Raw genomic sequence first — 18,694 nt, 5'->3', positions numbered from 1 at the left:
ACTTGGCTCCGGCACCTTACCTGCGATTACATTAATTTTCCTTTTTCAGCCAATGTATCGTAGTTGTTCTTCATATCTCTCCAATCTACTTTGTGCTTTGTGCTGATACCGTTGATATATTTTTCAATATTAGTATATCCGTCACCTGTACAATCCTTATTAGCATCACTCGGATCATTCGGATTCAAGCCATTGGCAATTTCCCATTCATCCGGCATACCGTCACCGTCTGTATCTACATAAGGAGTACCTTTATATTCAGGGAATCCACCCATCTGACGGATATCAGTAATAATACCCTGCTTATAAGAATCTTTAGGCAAACGGCGATACTTAAATTGTCCGTCTTCACCCATTGATTTAGGAGACAGACCGGTTAGATCGCCATAAGCATCTTTCGGAAGTTTCTTTTCATAATAAGGGATGCCCGTTTTCACTTCTTCAATCACACGTTCATCTACAATATCACGACAAGGGATAGTTGCACCTGCATGTTTCAATACATAATCATAGGCATCATTTGCACCCATAATATTAATATACGGCATTTCAAACGGTTGATAGCTCCGTATGTTTTCAGTATACCCGTCAGTATTTGATTGGTCTTCAATCTGAATACCACCTTTCCAATTGTCTGCTGTAATGGCAGGATAACCTTCCATGATGTTTCCATCAGCATAAACTCGTCCGTAGACGTGATGATCCAGTTTGCTGCGTCCTGATTCCGGCTTCAAAATACGATGTCCTACATTGGAATCTTTAGGAGTAGCAGGTCCCGGTTTGTAGTAGTTATTAATCATATTGAACATAGCGGTATAATCACCACCATCAGAAGAACGGTGAACCCAGTTGAACACTACATTATTGACAAAGTTGAATATTCCATTCCAGCCAATAGAAGGGTTACGTCCTGCATTACTAGCCCATAGGTTACGGGCAAATGCACAGTTTTCACCTCCCAAAGTGCTACCAAATGCATGGTTGTATGTATCCAATGCTTTTGCAGAGATTGTATTCTGAATAGTCACATTTACAGTAGGAAGTTTTAAATCTTTGCTTTCATATTGACCTTCACTAGGATCATACATATGACGGTAGAAAGATATATTTTCATCCAACCCCCACGTACAAGAACAGTGGTCAATCATAATATTACCAACCGGATTTCCTCCGAAAGAGTCATCACGATGCCAAACCTTTGTTTCTCCACGGCGGAAACGCATATGGCGTACAACAACATCATGCGTATCTACCCAAAATGATTCGCCGGCAATGCAAACGCCATCACCGGGAGCTGTCTGTCCTGCAATAGTAACATAGGGAGCACGAACTATAATCGGAGATTCCAGACGGATAATACCTGCCACATTGAACACGATAATACGAGCGCCCCCTGTTTCACAAGCTTCACGGAAAGAACCGGGTCCACGATCATTCAAATTAGTCACAGTAATAACTTTACCGCCGCGACCACCGAAACTATACATACCGCCACCTTCTGCTCCAGGAAATGCCGGAATATTCGCTTGTGGCAAATCACATGGACGGCTAGCCCAAGGAATATAAGGACGTCCCTCCTTTGCTTCTTTCTGCACTATTGGCAGTGCCTTCGCCCATGCTTCATCAGAGCGCTTCCGCTCTTCAGTCATCATCTTTTTATAGTTTTCTTTGGCTTCGTCGGTTATTTGTGGGTATTGAGCCCATGCAACAGTCGGAGTCAACATTGCAGCAGCAAAAGCTGCTAATAATACATGTTTCTTCTTCATTTTTATTTGGTTTAGTGAAGTTGTTAATTCAAAAATACAATAATAAGACGAAAGAGAAAAAGATTTGTAATCAGTAGAGCAGAAATTATTATTCAAAATATGTTTTTCTACATAACTCAAATCTTTATAAAAGAATAACGTCTCTAATCCTCCTATTCAAGAGGTATTAGAAACGTTATTATATAAATTGGAGATTATGAACTTATTCTGCTAATGGATCGAAAGTACCATTAGCACCACCATTGTTATAATCTGCCCAACCAATAGTTTGTGGCAATGTTTGATTAGCTTTTTGAGCTCCTTCTGCAAAACCCAGGAAATAATACCGAGGAAGGAAATTCATATATTTCGGTGTATGATCAGTAGTATATGCATCTCCCTTCTTCATTTTACGTGTTAGATAAGTATTATAAAACTCAACTAACTTATTCTGTTGACTTGAAATATCCGCCTGTCTCAAATCTAATGCATCCGGACGTGTTACATCTTTTAATGGATCTGGATTTACCCCATTTATTTCCCACGATGTACCACCAAGTCCTTTACTCTCATGAGCGCTGCTTACACGGAATTCAAGATTATCGCGACGCTGTCCATTTAGTTGTTTAAAACCTAAATAAGTACAAGTATTTCCATTCCAACCAGATGGGAGCCATGTGTCAGGTGCTCCTTCTGCTCTTTCCGCACCACCATCAAACAACATCCAACGACGTAAGTCATCAAAACGTTTACCTTCATAAGCCAACTCAATCTGACGTTCATACAAGATGGCGGCAAAACATGCAGACTGATCACTTGACAAATTGGTTTGCAGGCCAAAATTATTTGCTGATGTATATCCCACACGAGCACGTATCTTCTTCAACTGTTCAACAGCTACTCCCATTTCACCGGCACCACATGCTGCTTCCGCATAATTCAACAACACTTCAGCATAACGAATTTCCAAATATGGACTACCACTAAATTTAAAGCCGTTTGCTTGGCTAAATTTGTATCTGGCATTTGAATTTACATCTAAATCATCCGAACGTTTACGTATATAAAAACCTTTGGCATTCGTCAACAGGTTATCTGCACCATATGTATTGGAACTACTAGCTTCCTCATTATCTCTATCATTTTCATTAGCATACCAAACATAGTTCCACAAATTATACTTATCTCCTGTATAAGGATTATTATTGCTTGAGTTCTTTGGATCACCACTGAAAGCCCAACGTACTCCCGGAAAAGCAAATGTCCTATAAAAACGAGGATCACGATTAGCAAACGGAACATTTTTATCATAAACGATAGAAGATTGCTCTAATGTAGTATAAGTATTGCATGTAGAAGGTCTCTTACCATCAGCCATAGGGAACATATCAACCATCATGGCTGAAGGAGTTTTACCACCTCCTCCCATAGCATTTGATGGTCGAATACCATGTTCCCATGAATTATTTTTGCTAAAATCAGGTACTCCCCCCGTCGCTATGTCATTATACAACGTTACAAATACCGCTTCTGTATTACCATCAACCATAGAAAATACATTCGCCCAGCCTGAAGCATTCGTTCCGACATTACTTTCATTAACTAAACCATAGCCACAAGCATTTATTCTAGGTAGATCAGTCGTAATTTCATTATAAGCTTTCCTCCAGCGTTCTACGTCATTTTTACGATTAAACAGTGGACTTGCATATAACAAAAGAGCCCGTCCTTTCAATGCAAGTGCTGTACCAGAAGTAACACGTCCAAAATCGCTAGAAGGCCATCCGCCATTTTCTGTAAATGAAGCAAGTAACTGTGCAGAACGTTCCAAGTCTCCACAAATAAAATCAATACAAGCTTTTGTCGTAGAACGAGGAACAATAGCTCCTGCCACTGGCTCCTGCACTTCCGTAATTATGGGCACTCCACCATACCACTTCACTAAATTATAGTAACACCATGCACGAAAGAAATAGACCTGTCCTAATAGTTCATTCTTTTCTTCTTCTGAAAGAGTACTATTCTCTATACCATAAATAACATCATTGCAATTACGAATACGCCCCCAAACACTTGCCTGAATATTATTACCACTATTATGGAAATAATCAGGAACCGTATTATTTCCACTTTGGCTAGTCATCGGAGCATCAGGATCTACAAATGATCCAAACCCACTGTACTCTTCTGTAGACTTAGATTGGAGATCAGCTGCTCCTGTACTGTTATATTTCCAGCTTGGTTCTGAACTCGTATTAGGCAAGCACCAAGCATATATATCATCCACACGTGCCTTTGCGCCACTAAATGTATTATATGTACTTGCATCAACATAATCGTAATTTTTTTTATCTTGTAGAAACTCATCACTACATGAAGTGAAAGTGCCTATTGCCATTAAAGCAACACTGAAAGCTATTATATTTTTTCTTTTCATCGCTATTTCTTTTTAGAATGTCACATTTACACCAATAGTAAACTTACGCAAAGTAGGATAACTACCATAAGAAGTCATTGGATCTATAAAATTATCAGGATAAGGATTATAGAAACTAAATAAATTCTGCCCCGTCACATTGAAACGACAACTTTCAATACCTATTAATCTTGTAAACTTAGATGGTATACTATATGCAAGTGTCAAACGATTCATACTAACACGAGTTCCACTCACTCTCCAATATGTAGAATTCACACTATTAACACTACCCCATCTTAAGTTTGGATATTTTGCATTGCGATTAGCTTTTACAACCACATTCCCTGACGCATCAACTACATCATTATAAACGAACATATTATCTGTGTTCCAGAAAGATGGCATATTGGTATATTCCAAATCTGTATAAGAACTCGATCCAGAGCCGACCATATTGCCGATCTTAAGTGCTGATGTTGGAATAAAACTATATCCTCCCCAACTTGCGCTTATCTGTGCAGATAAAGAAATTCCTTTCCATTCCGCACTCAAATTGGTAGTGAAACCATAAGGGTTATTTCGGTTTGATAAACGAACTTGATCATTTTCATAACTTACAACTCCATCTGGTCCGGCATAGGTTCCATCAGTCTGTTCTGCACCACGAATATCTTTATAGATCAACATACCAGGCTTTACATTATCTTTGGTCATACCCATATATGATGTAATATTATATTTAGCAAAATATTCATCAATATCTTGATAACTGCGAAACATGCCAAGACACTGCATTCCCCATGTTCCCATATCCGTACGACTTCCCTCATGAATCTTCATATAACGTTGATTGGTTTCCCAGTCCATCATAAGCACTTTATTATCCGTATACCCTGTATTAACAGACACCTTATATTTAAAATCTTTCCCTATTCTATCTCTCCAAGTCACAGACAATTCCATACCATATGTATTTAACTCTCCGTAATTAAAATTCGCTGACTGTGTTCCTACCGTACCTGGAATAGAAGCAGAATATGGAAGTAACATTTCTCGATTCCACTCATAATAACCATCAATATTGAATGACAAACGATTATTCAAGACGTTGAAGTCCAAACCAAAATTTGCCTTATATGACTTATCCCAATGTGCATTACGGTTAACAGCAGAAATCTCCTTATTAATTGTTATATGATTACCAGCATTTGTTGATGTGTTGACACCAAATATAGGTCCTTTATCTTTATCAACTGCATAATTTTGCATCCATTGCCATGCTTTCGTATTATCTCGACCTGTCAAACCAAACGAAGCACGTACTTTCAAATAGTCGACCCACTTCACACTCTTCTTAAACCATTCCTCTTGTGATATTATCCAACCAGCAGAAACGGAAGGAAAAACACCCCAATAATTTTCAGGAGCAAACTTGGTTGATGCGTCTGAACGAAGCAAGAACTCTAACAAATACTTGTCAGCATATGCATAGTTCACACGACCAATATATGATAATGTTCCAGACTCCGCACGCTTGAATTCAGTAGTAGATGCACTATTATATTGAACAAGATTGGATTGTCCATTTGTAAATTCATAAGGATTAGTAACCTGTCCTACCAAATATTCACTTTCAGCCTCCGACTTTTCAATAGAGAATAAAGCACCTATATGATGATTACCAAAGTCACGGTTATAAGTTGCCGTAAAGTTCATCTGATAATTATCGGCACGACTCATCGTACGAGATAAATAGGGATCTCCACTGGCATTATTGATAGCAGAACCATTATTAGCAAGTAAGAAATTATTTTCTCCCAGTAACTCTTCATATAGAGATTCCTGTCCTTGAACAGGTGTATATAAATGATTTCCACTTCCTGCACGTTTGGACATATAATAAAGTTCATATGATGAACCATATTGATTATTTTTTGTTGAATTGATACTCTTTGAATAAGAGAATTTCAGTTTTAATCCTTTCAGCCATTTATTCCATCCAAAATCATATTCCAAACCGGCATTAATATTCATATTCGATGTTTCTGTCCTATTATAATCCCCTGCATTCTGAAGTAGAGAAAATGAATAATTCTGTGAAGAACTTATTTGCGAATTACTAATACCATAAGGCACAATTGGAATACCATTTACTTCTTCAGGAATATAATACGGACGAACTAATAAAAGATTATAGTCTTTCTCATCATTACTACCTCCTACCTTTACATTCGGTTTGTTTTTCTTTCCATAATCACCAGAAACCTGAAGACTTGCTTTTAACCATTTACTAATCTTCACATCAACACCAGCACGATAGTTCCAACGGTTATAATCCAAATTTCCTAGATTACCATCTTGATCAAAATAAGATATTCCCCCAAAATAATTAGCTCTTTCCGAACCACCGGTCATATTAATACTATGCTTTTGTGTCAATGCTGCTTTCCAATATTTATCCAACAGGTCGTAATTCAGCCCTCTCATTGCATTCAACTCATCTGCCTGAAATAAATCATTCTGCAAATTAATAGATACGTCAGTCGGATCAGCCGCACGCACGGCATTCCAAAGTTGACCATATTGATAAGCATTCAACATCTTAGCACGCGAAACTTCATCCACAACGCCAAAAGTTCCACTATATGAAATCTTAGGTGCACCTTGTTTACCCCTCTTTGTGGTTACCAATATAACACCATTAGCAGCACGGGCACCGTATACTGCAGCTGCAGCATCTTTCAAAACTGAAATACTCTCAATTACAGATGGGTCTAAATTATTAAATGCTGTTGCTCCCAAGTTTTCTGTCACATCACCAATCTTCACTTCTACCGGATAAATATACCCATCGATAACATATAATGGTTCTGAAGCTGTTCCACCAATATCTGATAAAACATCATTCTGACGAATGTTAATCCGTGCATTTTCACCAGGGCGTGCATCTCCACCACTAACACTTAGTCCATTTACCATACCACTCAATGTACTTGCCAAGTTACCAGAAGCAAGGTCCTGAATATCATCCATTGGCACAGTAGCAATGGCTCCTGTTAAATGCGCTTTTTTCTGTGTACCATAACCGACTACCACTACCTCATCCAACTGTTGAGTATCTTCTTTCAGTTCAATCTTAGTCTGCTTAAAATCTGATAATACCTGCGTTATATATCCTATATAAGATATTTCAACCTGTTTCCCTGATGGAACAACTACCATAAATTTACCATCCAAATCAGTTATTGTTCCAGTAGCTGTTCCTACCACTTTCACAGAAGCCCCAATGATAGGTTCTCCCGTCGTATCTACTACTACCCCCTTGAATGTCATGTTTTTCTGGGCCAAAGCAGGTAAAGCTATCACAAAAACCAGAAATATGCCAAGACACAATTTGATTATGTTATTATGTTTCATTATTATAGCATTATAATTTATACTTTATATTTATTTATACCAACGAGGATCACCACTTTTATTTTTTACAGCTTCTGCACCCTTAGGCTCAAAATTAACACCACCGTTAATTTGTGATAAGTCCAATTCCTGTAAGAAAGGACCTACGAACTCTGGGTCTTCAAGTGTAGCAAACGGATTTCCATTATCATCTTTTCGTCCTCCTGTATCATTACCGTTAGGAGTTCCACCATCAACTCCCCAAATAGTATTACCAACAGTTGATTTCTTATTATTACTTTGAAGATATTGATATAAACGATATACATCATAGAATATATTATATTCAACCTTCTGGGTTATTGAAGTCTTATCATTAGGTATATTATTACCAAAATCTTTATTTGAAAATGTTTTGCAAAATGTATTATTAATAATAATATGAGTTGAAGTATTATCGCTCTTTCCAAAATATTTCCAAGGTTGTGAGTTGTTTTGATAACGAATAAAATAAGCTGAACTATTTTTTACTAAATTATAGAATGTACAGTTCTTTATTGTCATATCTTTAATTGTACCTGTAGCACCATATAAATTAATAACCCCATTAGAACCAGAATTATTCATTTGTACGATACAATCCGTTATACGGAAATCACGTAAAGTCCATGGTTTCTTATTGCCATAAAGCAAGCTATTTTGTAGGTTTTTGATATTACATTCTTGAATAATTACAGGTTTATTGATGATATAACCATCTTGATTAGCTTCATCCTTATCATAACCTAAGCTCTTTATTGAGATCGTTTCACTTGGTTCCCCACTAAGAGTCAAAAAACCAGCTCCAGTCATTTCCGAGCAATCAAAATTGATAAATTTAATTTTCAATCCAGCTTGCGTTACCAATCCTCCATTAGCACCAATTTTTACTATTGGTCGATTCTCTTTATCAGTACTACGAAGCGTTATCACATTCAATCTAAAATCAACTACACCATTCAGGACATAAGCTTTACCAGCTTCTAAAGCAAAAGCTTGCTCTTTATCACTATCTTTCAATTGATTATTAATATACTCTGCTATATCTTCCCCTACAGGAATTGTTGTAGCAGGTACCAATGCTACATATTTAAAATCAGTGCTCTCTTGCGCTTCCTTATTATTCAGTTTTTCATTTCCAAGAGTCTTAATCTTTATTTTATAGGTGGCATCTTCCGTTTTCGTAAAAACGACAGACGAACCATCTACAATACTATCCTGCATCACAACTATAGGATTTTCTGCAGTTACTGTAGGATCTGCCGGATCTTCTATAAGAGATACATTAAGCAAATATCCTCCTGCTCCCATAACTACTGGCCATGTTATCTTTACACTTTCCGAGCCATCAGAGTTTGTCAAAGTTGAAAAGCTATTATCGTCGAGAATGGGCGATTCTAACTGTGTATTTGTCACACCTCCAGAAAAGGTTTCATTATCGTTAAAACCTTTAGCACAAGAAACAAATAAAAGAATTGCTGATAAGCCCCATAACTTCCCGGCAATCTTCATTTTAATCTTCATCTTACTCTTCATAGATTAAATTTTAATTTAAACAAAAATAATATATTATATCTTCAAAATCCAAAAGTTCTTTTTAAGGAAAGACGTACAATCAAAAAATATGTAATCACTTAAAAGGATAAAAAATAGATTTTGCGCTTTTTTCTCTCTCTCCTTGTAATATTAACTATATCATAATCATCCTCCTATCTTTACTGAAACACTTCTTTCAAATACTTAATATTCGTGCCATAATTCTTCTTCACGTTTCGTACATCATCCTTATCACGTGAACGTTCTACTACTAGCCATCCACTCCATCCCATCTTGTCCAAAGTCTTTTTCACCTTATTCATGTCCAATCGTTCATTAAAAGGTAGAGTCACTCCATCTGTATCCGTACAGTGAATCTGGCAAATATTCTTTTTCCCCAGAATTTTCAATTCCTTACATAAATCCCTTCCATTCTCCAATGCATTTTGAAATTTAAAATAGATCTTGATTCCCGGAGAATTAATTTCTTTCAGCAGTTTCACATCTCCTTTAGCATCCAGTTGAGTTTCAATGCCGATAACTACTCCTTCAGAAGCAGCCATATCTCCCATCTCCTTCAAACGTTTTACAACTTCAGTTCGAAGTGCCGGATTCTTTTCCCATCCAGTTTCGATTCCCCCCAAAGGAAGAAAAGCTACTTTAGTATTCATTACTTTCATTGCATGAAGGCAGTCTTGAACCAACTCTTTATAATTAGCACGTTCCAGAAAAGACTGCCCGTAGAAACCGGACATAGCAATGGAAGAAACCTCTAATTGATATTTTTGAGCAGTTTCACGAAACAGTTGCTGAAAATGAGGTTCCCGCAATTTGTTATCAAACATTTCTCTCTTGCCAAGGCCACCCATATCCAACTCAACGCCGTCACCATTCAATTCGTGTACCAATTGAAATGAACCGATTTTCTGACGCTTCAAAATCATCCAGTCACATACAGCTATTTTATAACGTTGTTCCTTTTGCTGCGATCCGGCAATCGCTAATAGAGGGAAACACTCTGCAAGTATTAATATCCAAAGGATATGTTTGAATAAATTTCTTCTTATTTTCATCTTATTGCCTACAATTTACATAGTAGACGTATGAAAGAGATTTTTGTAATCACCTATAAAACAGAGAATAACTATAAATGTGGCAGAATGTGGCCTAATGAAAATAAGATAATGACGGTATCCGGAAGAAATAGTGACGCTATCATAGCCGGATACCGTCACTATCCCGAGCATATGGCGTCGCTATTTTCCGAGAAGTAATAATAAAAGTAAATGTAAAAAAAATAGGCTGCCGGACCATAAAAGTCCGACAGCCCTGTCAACCCAAAAACGATACCTATGAAACACTGTGTGTTATTTCAATTCAAATTTTAAATATTTGCCGTGAACAAGTTCATCATGTGTGATATGATATTTATTGAACTTTTTGCCATTCAGCAGTACCTTATCAATATATAAAGTTCCTGGTTGAGTGCGATTAGCTTCAATAATTAACTCTTTCTCTTTATACCATTTCGGATCTAACCGAATCGTTACCTTATTAAAAACCGGAGTCGTCAATGTGTATTCAGGCAGTCCGGGACAATCAGGATAAAAACCAATCATATTGAAAATAGCCCAAGAAGACATCGTTCCCGTATCATCGTTTCCCGGGATACCATCAGGTTTGGTAGTAAAGTACTTGTCTATTAAACGTTGCGTCTCTTTCTGTGTGCGCCATTCTTCACCTTTAAAGTATGAGAATAAATGGGCATAAGCAATATCCGGTTCATTTGCCGGGTCATAAAGCCCTTCGTCAAAAACCATTTGTAGCTTATCAATAAAAGGTTTCTTCCCACCCATTAGTTTTGCCAGACCATACACATCATGTGGCACATAGAATGTATAATTCCAGGAATTACCTTCATGGAAACCGGGATTCGGTTCAAAGTTCTCTCCTTGTCTCGGATTGAACGGACTGTAAAATGTTCCATCAGGAAGAATCGGACGGAAAGTACCAAATTCTTTGCTATAATAATGTTTATATCCTAAAGAACGCTTGTAGAACATCTCTGCATCTTTCTTTTTGCCTAAAGCCTCTGCAAAACGGGATAGTGCAAAATCGGCAATATAATATTCCAATGCATGAGATACAGAATTGTCATACTGTTCGCGAAGGGGCACATATCCCTTGGACATATAATCATCATTATCGGGACGCATCAAGTTTTCCGCTCCCGGTAACGTAGCAGACTTGTACATTGCTTCATAAGCCAGATCAACATCAAAATCACGCAAACCTTTCATCCAGGTATCTACAATCACCGGAATACTCGGGTCACCTTCCATTGTCAATGTTTCCCTGCCATATAACTCCCACTTAGGCAACCATCCATGTTCACGATACATATCAAGCATTGTACGTACCATTTCCATCTGACGTTCCGGATAAACCAAAGTCAACAATTGATGAACATTGCGGTAAGTATCCCAAAGAGAAAAGACAGTATAGCGATCTCCTTTTGTTGTCAGAATCTTATCACTTTCCATTGCCGGATATTCTCCGTTTACATCCTGCAAAATATTAGGATGAATCAGCAAATGGTAAAGTGCTGTATAAAATACAGTCTTTTGAGCATCCGTACCACCTTCTACAGTTATACGTGATAAGTCATCATTCCATTTGGAGCGTGCTTCAGCATGAATCTGCTCGAAATTCTTTCCAGCCTGTTCACGATTCAGATTCAACCGGGCATTTTCTATACTTACAAAAGAAACTCCCATTTGTACTTCTACCTGTTCACCTTCTTCTGTGTCGAAGGAGAAATAAGTACCGATGTCATCTCCTGCTATTTCTTTTCCGTAGCGAGTATAAAGTTTATATTTTCCCTGATCCGGATCCCATTCAGCCTCAACACCCGTCATCGCACGTTGTTTCTTCCAATACCCTGTTGCAGAAGGGCTCTTTTTAACTCGTAATACAAAGTAAATAGGAAATACAGCTTGAGGGTTATAACAGAATGTACCAAGCAATTTGACTCCTTCCACCTCACAATCGCTTACACGACGAAGCATGGCACCACTCTCATTCGTTAATCCTTCACCTAAATTCAACAATATATGACTTTTTCCTTTTGGAAAAGTAAAACGGGCAATGCCGGTACGCGGAGTAGCCGAGACTTCCGTTTTTACATTATATTTAGTCAGATAATTAGAATAATAACCCGGTGAAGCCTGTTCATCCTTATACTTACTACCATATTCTTTATAATCCACATTCAATTCTCCGGTAGTAGGCATCAGTAATAAAGAACCTAATTCCGGACAACCGACTCCACTCAAATTCACATGAGCATATCCGGTAAAGAAACAGTTTGTATATTCATAAGGCGTAGACCACCACCGGGCGTCTTTATCATAGGTATTTTCAGAAGATCCCATCACATTGAAAGGAACCACAGACATCATACCATTCGGACAAATCGCTCCGGGATTGGTAGTCCCGAAATTAGTAGTTCCGATAAAAGGATCTACATAATCTATCAAAAGACTTTTATCCGTATTTTTTAGGGGAGGGCTTCCCCCTTCCCCCGCATAAGCGGAAAGAAGGGAAAAAGCAAGTGTGTAAGTTAATATAATACGTTTCATATCTTAATTAAATGATACTCGTTCGTTTAGTAAAATCGATAATCTCTTTTATATATCCGAAAGCCATACCTACCACCGTATCTGCTGCACCATAATAAACAGCCACACGTTCACCATCCTGCAAAGCAGCACAAGGGAATACCACATTGGGAACATCACCTTGAAGTTCATAAGGAGCAGCCGGACCAATCAGGTATTCACGTGTACGGTAAAGGACTTTTTCCGGATGATCTTTATCTAGTATAGCAGCTCCCATAGCATAACGGAAACCGTTGCAGGTAGTAATAACGCCATGATAAAACAGCAACCAGCCTTCGTCAGTGAGGAAAGGCACTGATCCTGCACCAATCTTCGTACACTGCCAAGCACTTTCCGGGAAAGGAGTCACTTTCATTACACAGCGATGTTCACCCCAATATTTCATATCCGGGCTATAACTGATATATATATCACCGAACGGAGTATGTCCATTGTCACTCGGGCGACTTAACATCGCATACTTGCCATCAATTTTCTGTGGGAAAAGTACGCCATTACGGTTGAAGGGCAGGAATGCATTCTCACATTGGAAAAATTCCTTAAAGTCAAAAGTGTATGCAATACCAATTGTAGGACCATGATAACCATTGCACCAAGTCACCCAATAGCGATCTTCAATCCATGTAACACGGGGATCATATTTATATTCCGACTCAATCATTTCTGTATTACCAGCCTTAAACTGGATAGGTTCATGATTGATATCCCAATGAATACCATCCTTACTGAAACCTGTGAAGATATTCATTTGCACCGCTTTGTTATCACAACGGAATACACCGGCAAAACCATCCTCAAAAGGAACAACAGCACTATTGAATATACTATTAGATGAAGGAATATGATAACGTCCGATAACCGGATTTTGTGAGTAACGCCACATAACGTCCGTACATCCGACAGGACGATCTTCCCAAGGAATTTGAATTTTATTCATAATCGTTATTTTTTATATTATTATTTTTTTGAATCATCATACGTGAAAGGGATGAAATAAGTAATCAGGAAAGCTGGAATAGTTGCAATTAATACATAAATAAAGAAATTTCGATACCCAAGCAAGTCGCTAAGATAACCGCTCACCATTCCCGGAAGCATCACTCCCAGGTTCATGATTCCTGAAGCAAATGCATAATGCGACATTTGATGTTTTCCTGGAGCAATCTGTTGCATCATAAACAACGTCAGTCCGACAAAGCCAAAACCATAACCAAAATATTCCATTGTTATACAAGTTCCGATTAGATATACATTAGTAGGCTGTGCAACTGCCAAAAAAGTATAGGCTACGAACGGAAGATTAAAAATACAACAGAGAGTGAATAGTGTCTTTTTTAGTCCGAACTTAGAGACATAAATTCCTGCCAACAATGAACCTAGAACGAAAGCTGCAGAACCAAAGATACCATTCAGCGTACCGATCTCGGTTAATGACAATCCTAAACCACCTACATCTCTTGAAGCACGCAAAAACAGCGGAGCTATTTTCATGATAAATCCTTCTGCCAGTCGATACAAGATAATAAAAGCGATGTAATAGAAAATATGTTTCTTAGTAAAGAAATTCCCTATTACTGCTATCAATTCTTTTTTTATTTCCGAAGTCGTCTTTTTAGTTGTTACGGGCACTTGTGTAGAAGGCAAGATTCTGATATGATAAATACCGATCAGTACCATTATTGCAGCAATCACGCCGAAAATAATCATCCATGCAGATGAATATGCCCCTTTATTAGCATCTATTGAAGCACCTTCTATCGCTCCAAAATGTTCTGCCAATGCTCCTGCCATAGCAACCAATCCTCCATTAGCGACCAATTTGGCTACATTATAAAAAGCACCTTGCACTCCGATATATTTTGCCTGATCTTCTTTGTTCAATTCAGCCATATATACACCATCACAAGCAATATCGTGTGTGGCTCCACTAAAAGCTATCACTGCCATCGTAGAGATACTTATAGCGAAAAAATAATCGAAGAACAAAGAAAAGGCTACTACTCCAAACAGTACACCGCTCAACAATTCTGTAATTAATACGAAGAATTTTTTCGTTTTATACATTTCAAGAAAAGGGCTCCACAAGAACTTCAATGTCCAAGGCATCATAATTAGAGAAGTCCAGAATGCAATTTGCGTATCCGAAATTCCCAGATCCTTAAACATGAAAACGGAAACCAAATTAATAGCAATAAAGGGAAGTCCCATTGCAAAATAAGCGGTAGGCACCCAGCAAGCCGGGCTAATAGTGTTTCGTTGAGAAGCAGTTTTATTCTGTTGCATAAATCATAGTATATAGATGAAAAAATCCATTTTTCTAACCCATCTATATATAATACAACTAAAAGGGGGAAACTACTAACGTCTCCCCCCTACTTTTTTTATTTTATTATCACTTCGTCTATAAAGAACCACGAAGGATGTCCTACACCGTAATGCCAAGTCGGGCATTCTTTCGTCCCGGTAACTTCTACTTTTACATAACGAGCTTTTACCGGTTCAACTGACTCTGCCTTGACTCCACGGAATTTCACCTCCCCCGTACGCTCTTCCGGCAAATCAATCGTTTTCCAATGTGTATAATGCTCACCGTCATCAGTATACGAATAAACCACCTTTAAAGGGAAAAGAATCCATGCCCCTATTTGATGAAGAAAATCCGTTTCCACACTACGTATTTCTTTCGTTTCACCTAAATCTATAACAAATGCACCATCCGTTCCTTCCCAACCAATCCAACTATCAACAAAGGTTGCTCCACCAAACAAACCGTCAACCAATGCAGTCTTTCCTAACGCTGCATATTTTCCGGTAGGGGGAGTTATATAAGTAACCTTTGCTCCCAAAGCCAGACTATTCTCCTTTTGTGGCATGTAACGTTCCCGATACAATTTACAGTAGTCTATCGGTGAATTGGAACGCTCATTCAAGGTCGGGACTTGAAACTCTTTCACACGTTCCTCAAAAAGATCCAACTTCTTATTTATATCTGCCAAGTCTTTTTCAGTCTCTGTCCGTGCGATCTCCAGTTCTGAATACTGAATTGGCAGACGCGCCCGTTGAACTCGCTTCAAGAAATCCGGCTCTGTTGCGACAGCCTTTTCGGCCAAATCAAATAAATGATTATAACGACGCATCAAAGCAGGCTTCAACATGCCATATTTATGTGATACAGGAGAATCATAAATCCATAATCTCTGTCCGCTACCTATTAATGCACCTTCCATAACCTTTATGTATTGATAAAGATGTGGCGCAGCTTCACCATAATATCCATGTAGGAAATGTTGCATCAAAGAATCTACATTAGCTTCGGGATTCCACATTAACTTCGATACTAAATAGGCACGAAGTTCGGCAAAATCTCCTCCCCTGCTCCCCGCTATTTGAGAGAAATGCATAGTGGCATGATTCTTCTTGAAAAGACGGATATTATCCTGTAAAATATGGAAGTTAGGAAAAGGGGCCAGATAATTATCAAAATTAATACCATAATCCCATACGAAAATATTATTGGTTATTTTAGACCATCCCTCCATGGCTTTCACAAATTCCTTTCCCGAAGCATTCTCTGTCAAGGTTACCTCACGATCGCAGTCAATATCACACAACATAATATTCACATTCGGCAAAGGCTTCACATGCTTCGGTGGATTCATCGTATACAGATAAGCCAATGTAGAAAACTCCTTATCCGGAAAACGAGCTGCCAACTTATTCAGAAAAGTAATCACACTTCCCGATAGTGCCCCTTCATAATCATCAATTGCCTTACAATCATCACAGGTGCAATTCGTATAATTACCATCATTCTGACTAACGGACATGATATGTTTATCGGGATTAGCTTTGAAAATAGAGTCAACACGTTGAGCTACAATCTCAAAAACTTCCGGATTACTCAAACACCACTGACTGGCTTTTCCCGGATGACGTTTTCCTTTAAAATAAGAATAATACTCCGGATGTTCTTTCCCATAAACAGATGAAGGCAGAAGCTTGTCAAATGTATGTACCCAATAACCGGCAGCAAATACTTCATTTGGTTCCTCTAAACGATTCCACCACTTATAAATAGAATCTGTACGGATAGCATAACATTGTGTCTGACGATAACGAAAGGCCGGGTTTTCGACTTTATTAATTAGAGGCAAGATCACCGTCTTTTGAGGAGTAAAAGAGTATTCATTCTCTCCCCAATAATCAACTCCCAGATATTGTTCCAACAAAGTGACAACTCCATATACAACTCCTTTTTCTTTTCCTGATATTCTTAAAATACCGTCTTGAGTAGAGATAGAGAAACCATCTTCCGTCACTGTTTGCGGAGTTTGACCGCCAATCAGTATATCTCCTTTCCGAGGCGTTTTATCATATTCAATAGGAAGCCTGCTTTTCGAAATATGATAGAGAAAATGTTGTAAGAGCTCCGCTGATGTCTTACTATTTGGCATTTTGTCCTGCACAATGATACGAGCATTACTCTTGCCATCTTTTACTAGTGTTATTTGTGCTGAAACAGTACTACATACCATCAGCAAAACAGATAATAACCAATGTTTCATGTTTGTTAGAAATTAAGTTTATACGAGTATTTATTATAAATACAGTTCAGAAGAATAAAGTTCTAATAATTTATGAATACTTTAACATATAAAAAAAAGGATATGCCCTAAACTGGACACATCCTTCTCTTTTATATAAATTATTTACCTAGTACATTCTATTTATCAAATCTGATATTATGTTCCCACTTTTGAAGAGCACCATTAGAAGTTGCATCATGTCCGTTGCCTGTTGCATCTCTAAAGGAAGTGCCATCTCCTTCATCCATTGGCCAAAGAGCTATCAAATTCGGATTCTTAGGATTTACCTCAAAATACATATTGTTCACGATCTCCGATTCTGTACGCGCTACTTTCCACAGACGAACCTGGCTCATAGCACAATTATTACGGAAATAGCTACCACTATCAACTATTTTCATAAAATCAAAACGAACGTTTCCACCTTTTGGTGCAGGAGGATCAAAGAATGTATCTTGTTTTCCATTTCTATAAATAGTAAGTGTTGTTCCATTATAAACGAAAGCCCAATGATACCAAGTATTTGCCTCCAAATCACTAGCTGTTTGTTTCTGTCCTCCCAAGGACTTTATCTGTAGATAATTGTATGGTCTATTAGCATCCCCAAAACGGATATAAATTTCATGATCATTACTGCCGGATGTGAAAATAGCTTGGTTATTTATACTATAACCATCCATACGTACCCAAGCTTCCAATGTCCATGCATCCACCGTAATACCCCAATCTGTTTCAGGCAATGTTGTTACATTTCCGGCATTACCACGTAATACTGGAACGGAAACATTCAAAGGTTTTGCCAATACATAAATGAATCTACTCTGAACTTTTGATTTTGGAATATCACCTTTTAGAACATTTCCTAATGTGAGAGGAATGGCATAAGTGATACCATTAGTCACAAAATCATCTACATGAAGTCGATAACTGGCACTAATTTCACCTGCCGGAATCGTCACTGTAGCATTCTTCGGAAGCATATTTTCGGGCAACACTTCATATTCTGTACCGCTGGTTTCATTGTACTCGGCCAATAATTCAGGAGAGAACTGAATTTCCACTTCTACGTCTTCCTCAACTTTTTGGGCCAAACGCACGACAACGTTAATGTCTGCACCGTCATCCATAGTAACAGTAGTGGCAATGTCTGTACCAGCTGCATCTGTTATGTAAAGACTATTTGCCTGTACCTTGTATTCTGCATTCTCACATCCTGTAAGAAAGAATGCTGACAATACAATCATAAGACTTGATAAATAGATATATTTCATAATTTTCATTCTTATAAAATTC

At 38.0% G+C, this 18,694-nt stretch carries 11 protein-coding genes; 1 reads left to right on the top strand and 10 read right to left on the bottom strand.

What is annotated here, in order from left to right; all coding sequences use genetic code 11:
* Window positions 1-26: 26 nt before the first annotated feature.
* From I2I13_RS20570 to I2I13_RS20550, 5 genes are all read right to left on the bottom strand, one after another.
* Window positions 27-1,766: a thrombospondin type 3 repeat-containing protein gene (locus I2I13_RS20570; RefSeq protein ID WP_148366780.1), complete on the bottom strand. Its 1,740-nt coding sequence runs from the start codon at window positions 1,764-1,766 to the stop codon at window positions 27-29.
* 202 nt (window positions 1,767-1,968) lie between these two features.
* Window positions 1,969-4,182, bottom strand: coding sequence for a RagB/SusD family nutrient uptake outer membrane protein (locus I2I13_RS20565; RefSeq protein WP_195650374.1), 2,214 nt, complete (start codon window positions 4,180-4,182; stop codon window positions 1,969-1,971).
* Between the two features lie 12 nt (window positions 4,183-4,194).
* The gene (locus I2I13_RS20560; protein ID WP_195650373.1) at window positions 4,195-7,581 is read right to left on the bottom strand and encodes a TonB-dependent receptor; all 3,387 of its coding nucleotides are present in this window, start codon (window positions 7,579-7,581) and stop codon (window positions 4,195-4,197) included.
* 30 nt (window positions 7,582-7,611) lie between these two features.
* Complete coding sequence (locus I2I13_RS20555; protein WP_195650372.1) at window positions 7,612-9,135, bottom strand: DUF4992 family lipoprotein; 1,524 nt, start codon at window positions 9,133-9,135, stop codon at window positions 7,612-7,614.
* Window positions 9,136-9,314: 179 nt separating this feature from the next.
* Complete coding sequence (locus I2I13_RS20550; protein ID WP_165860939.1) at window positions 9,315-10,202, bottom strand: sugar phosphate isomerase/epimerase family protein; 888 nt, start codon at window positions 10,200-10,202, stop codon at window positions 9,315-9,317.
* 36 nt (window positions 10,203-10,238) lie between these two features.
* Between I2I13_RS20550 and I2I13_RS20545 the strand changes: the two genes are divergently transcribed.
* A complete protein-coding gene (locus tag I2I13_RS20545) occupies window positions 10,239-10,409 on the top strand; it encodes a hypothetical protein (protein ID WP_165860938.1) in 171 nt (56 codons plus the stop codon).
* Between the two features lie 93 nt (window positions 10,410-10,502).
* Here I2I13_RS20545 and I2I13_RS20540 read toward each other — a convergent pair whose 3' ends face one another.
* The 5 genes from I2I13_RS20540 to I2I13_RS20520 all read right to left on the bottom strand — a co-directional run bounded on the left by I2I13_RS20540 (window position 10,503) and on the right by I2I13_RS20520 (window position 18,672).
* Window positions 10,503-12,776: a GH92 family glycosyl hydrolase gene (locus tag I2I13_RS20540; protein ID WP_148366784.1), complete on the bottom strand. Its 2,274-nt coding sequence runs from the start codon at window positions 12,774-12,776 to the stop codon at window positions 10,503-10,505.
* A 7-nt stretch (window positions 12,777-12,783) separates the two neighbouring features.
* Window positions 12,784-13,752, bottom strand: a complete 969-nt coding sequence (locus I2I13_RS20535; protein WP_117933585.1) for a 1,4-beta-mannosyl-N-acetylglucosamine phosphorylase — start codon at window positions 13,750-13,752, stop codon at window positions 12,784-12,786.
* A 20-nt stretch (window positions 13,753-13,772) separates the two neighbouring features.
* Entirely contained in the window at window positions 13,773-15,098 is a 1,326-nt protein-coding gene (locus I2I13_RS20530) for an MFS transporter (protein WP_195650371.1), read from the bottom strand.
* 98 nt (window positions 15,099-15,196) lie between these two features.
* Window positions 15,197-17,380, bottom strand: coding sequence for a DUF4838 domain-containing protein (locus I2I13_RS20525; protein WP_195650370.1), 2,184 nt, complete (start codon window positions 17,378-17,380; stop codon window positions 15,197-15,199).
* A gap of 158 nt (window positions 17,381-17,538) precedes the next feature.
* A complete protein-coding gene (locus tag I2I13_RS20520) occupies window positions 17,539-18,672 on the bottom strand; it encodes a DUF1735 and LamG domain-containing protein (RefSeq protein ID WP_148366787.1) in 1,134 nt (377 codons plus the stop codon).
* Between the last annotated feature and the right edge of the window lie 22 nt (window positions 18,673-18,694).

The sequence above is a fragment of the Bacteroides sp. D55t1_190419_B8 genome (assembly GCF_015558905.1).
In the GTDB taxonomy this organism is placed as follows: domain Bacteria; phylum Bacteroidota; class Bacteroidia; order Bacteroidales; family Bacteroidaceae; genus Bacteroides; species Bacteroides vicugnae.
Note: the sequence above shows the minus strand (reverse complement) of the source record. Positions and strands in the feature narration are given on the sequence as shown.

What these genes read in the sequence shown, in the direction of transcription:
- I2I13_RS20570 (WP_148366780.1), bottom strand. Translation starts at nt 1,766, where the DNA reads ATGAAGAAGAAACATGTATTATTAGCAGCTTTTGCTGCTGCAATGTTG.
- I2I13_RS20565 (WP_195650374.1), bottom strand. Translation starts at nt 4,182, where the DNA reads ATGAAAAGAAAAAATATAATAGCTTTCAGTGTTGCTTTAATGGCAATA.
- I2I13_RS20560 (WP_195650373.1), bottom strand. Translation starts at nt 7,581, where the DNA reads ATGAAACATAATAACATAATCAAATTGTGTCTTGGCATATTTCTGGTT.
- I2I13_RS20555 (WP_195650372.1), bottom strand. Translation starts at nt 9,135, where the DNA reads ATGAAGAGTAAGATGAAGATTAAAATGAAGATTGCCGGGAAGTTATGG.
- I2I13_RS20545 (WP_165860938.1), top strand. Translation starts at nt 10,239, where the DNA reads ATGAAAGAGATTTTTGTAATCACCTATAAAACAGAGAATAACTATAAA.
- I2I13_RS20540 (WP_148366784.1), bottom strand. Translation starts at nt 12,776, where the DNA reads ATGAAACGTATTATATTAACTTACACACTTGCTTTTTCCCTTCTTTCC.
- I2I13_RS20535 (WP_117933585.1), bottom strand. Translation starts at nt 13,752, where the DNA reads ATGAATAAAATTCAAATTCCTTGGGAAGATCGTCCTGTCGGATGTACG.
- I2I13_RS20530 (WP_195650371.1), bottom strand. Translation starts at nt 15,098, where the DNA reads ATGCAACAGAATAAAACTGCTTCTCAACGAAACACTATTAGCCCGGCT.
- I2I13_RS20525 (WP_195650370.1), bottom strand. Translation starts at nt 17,380, where the DNA reads ATGAAACATTGGTTATTATCTGTTTTGCTGATGGTATGTAGTACTGTT.
- I2I13_RS20520 (WP_148366787.1), bottom strand. Translation starts at nt 18,672, where the DNA reads ATGAAATATATCTATTTATCAAGTCTTATGATTGTATTGTCAGCATTC.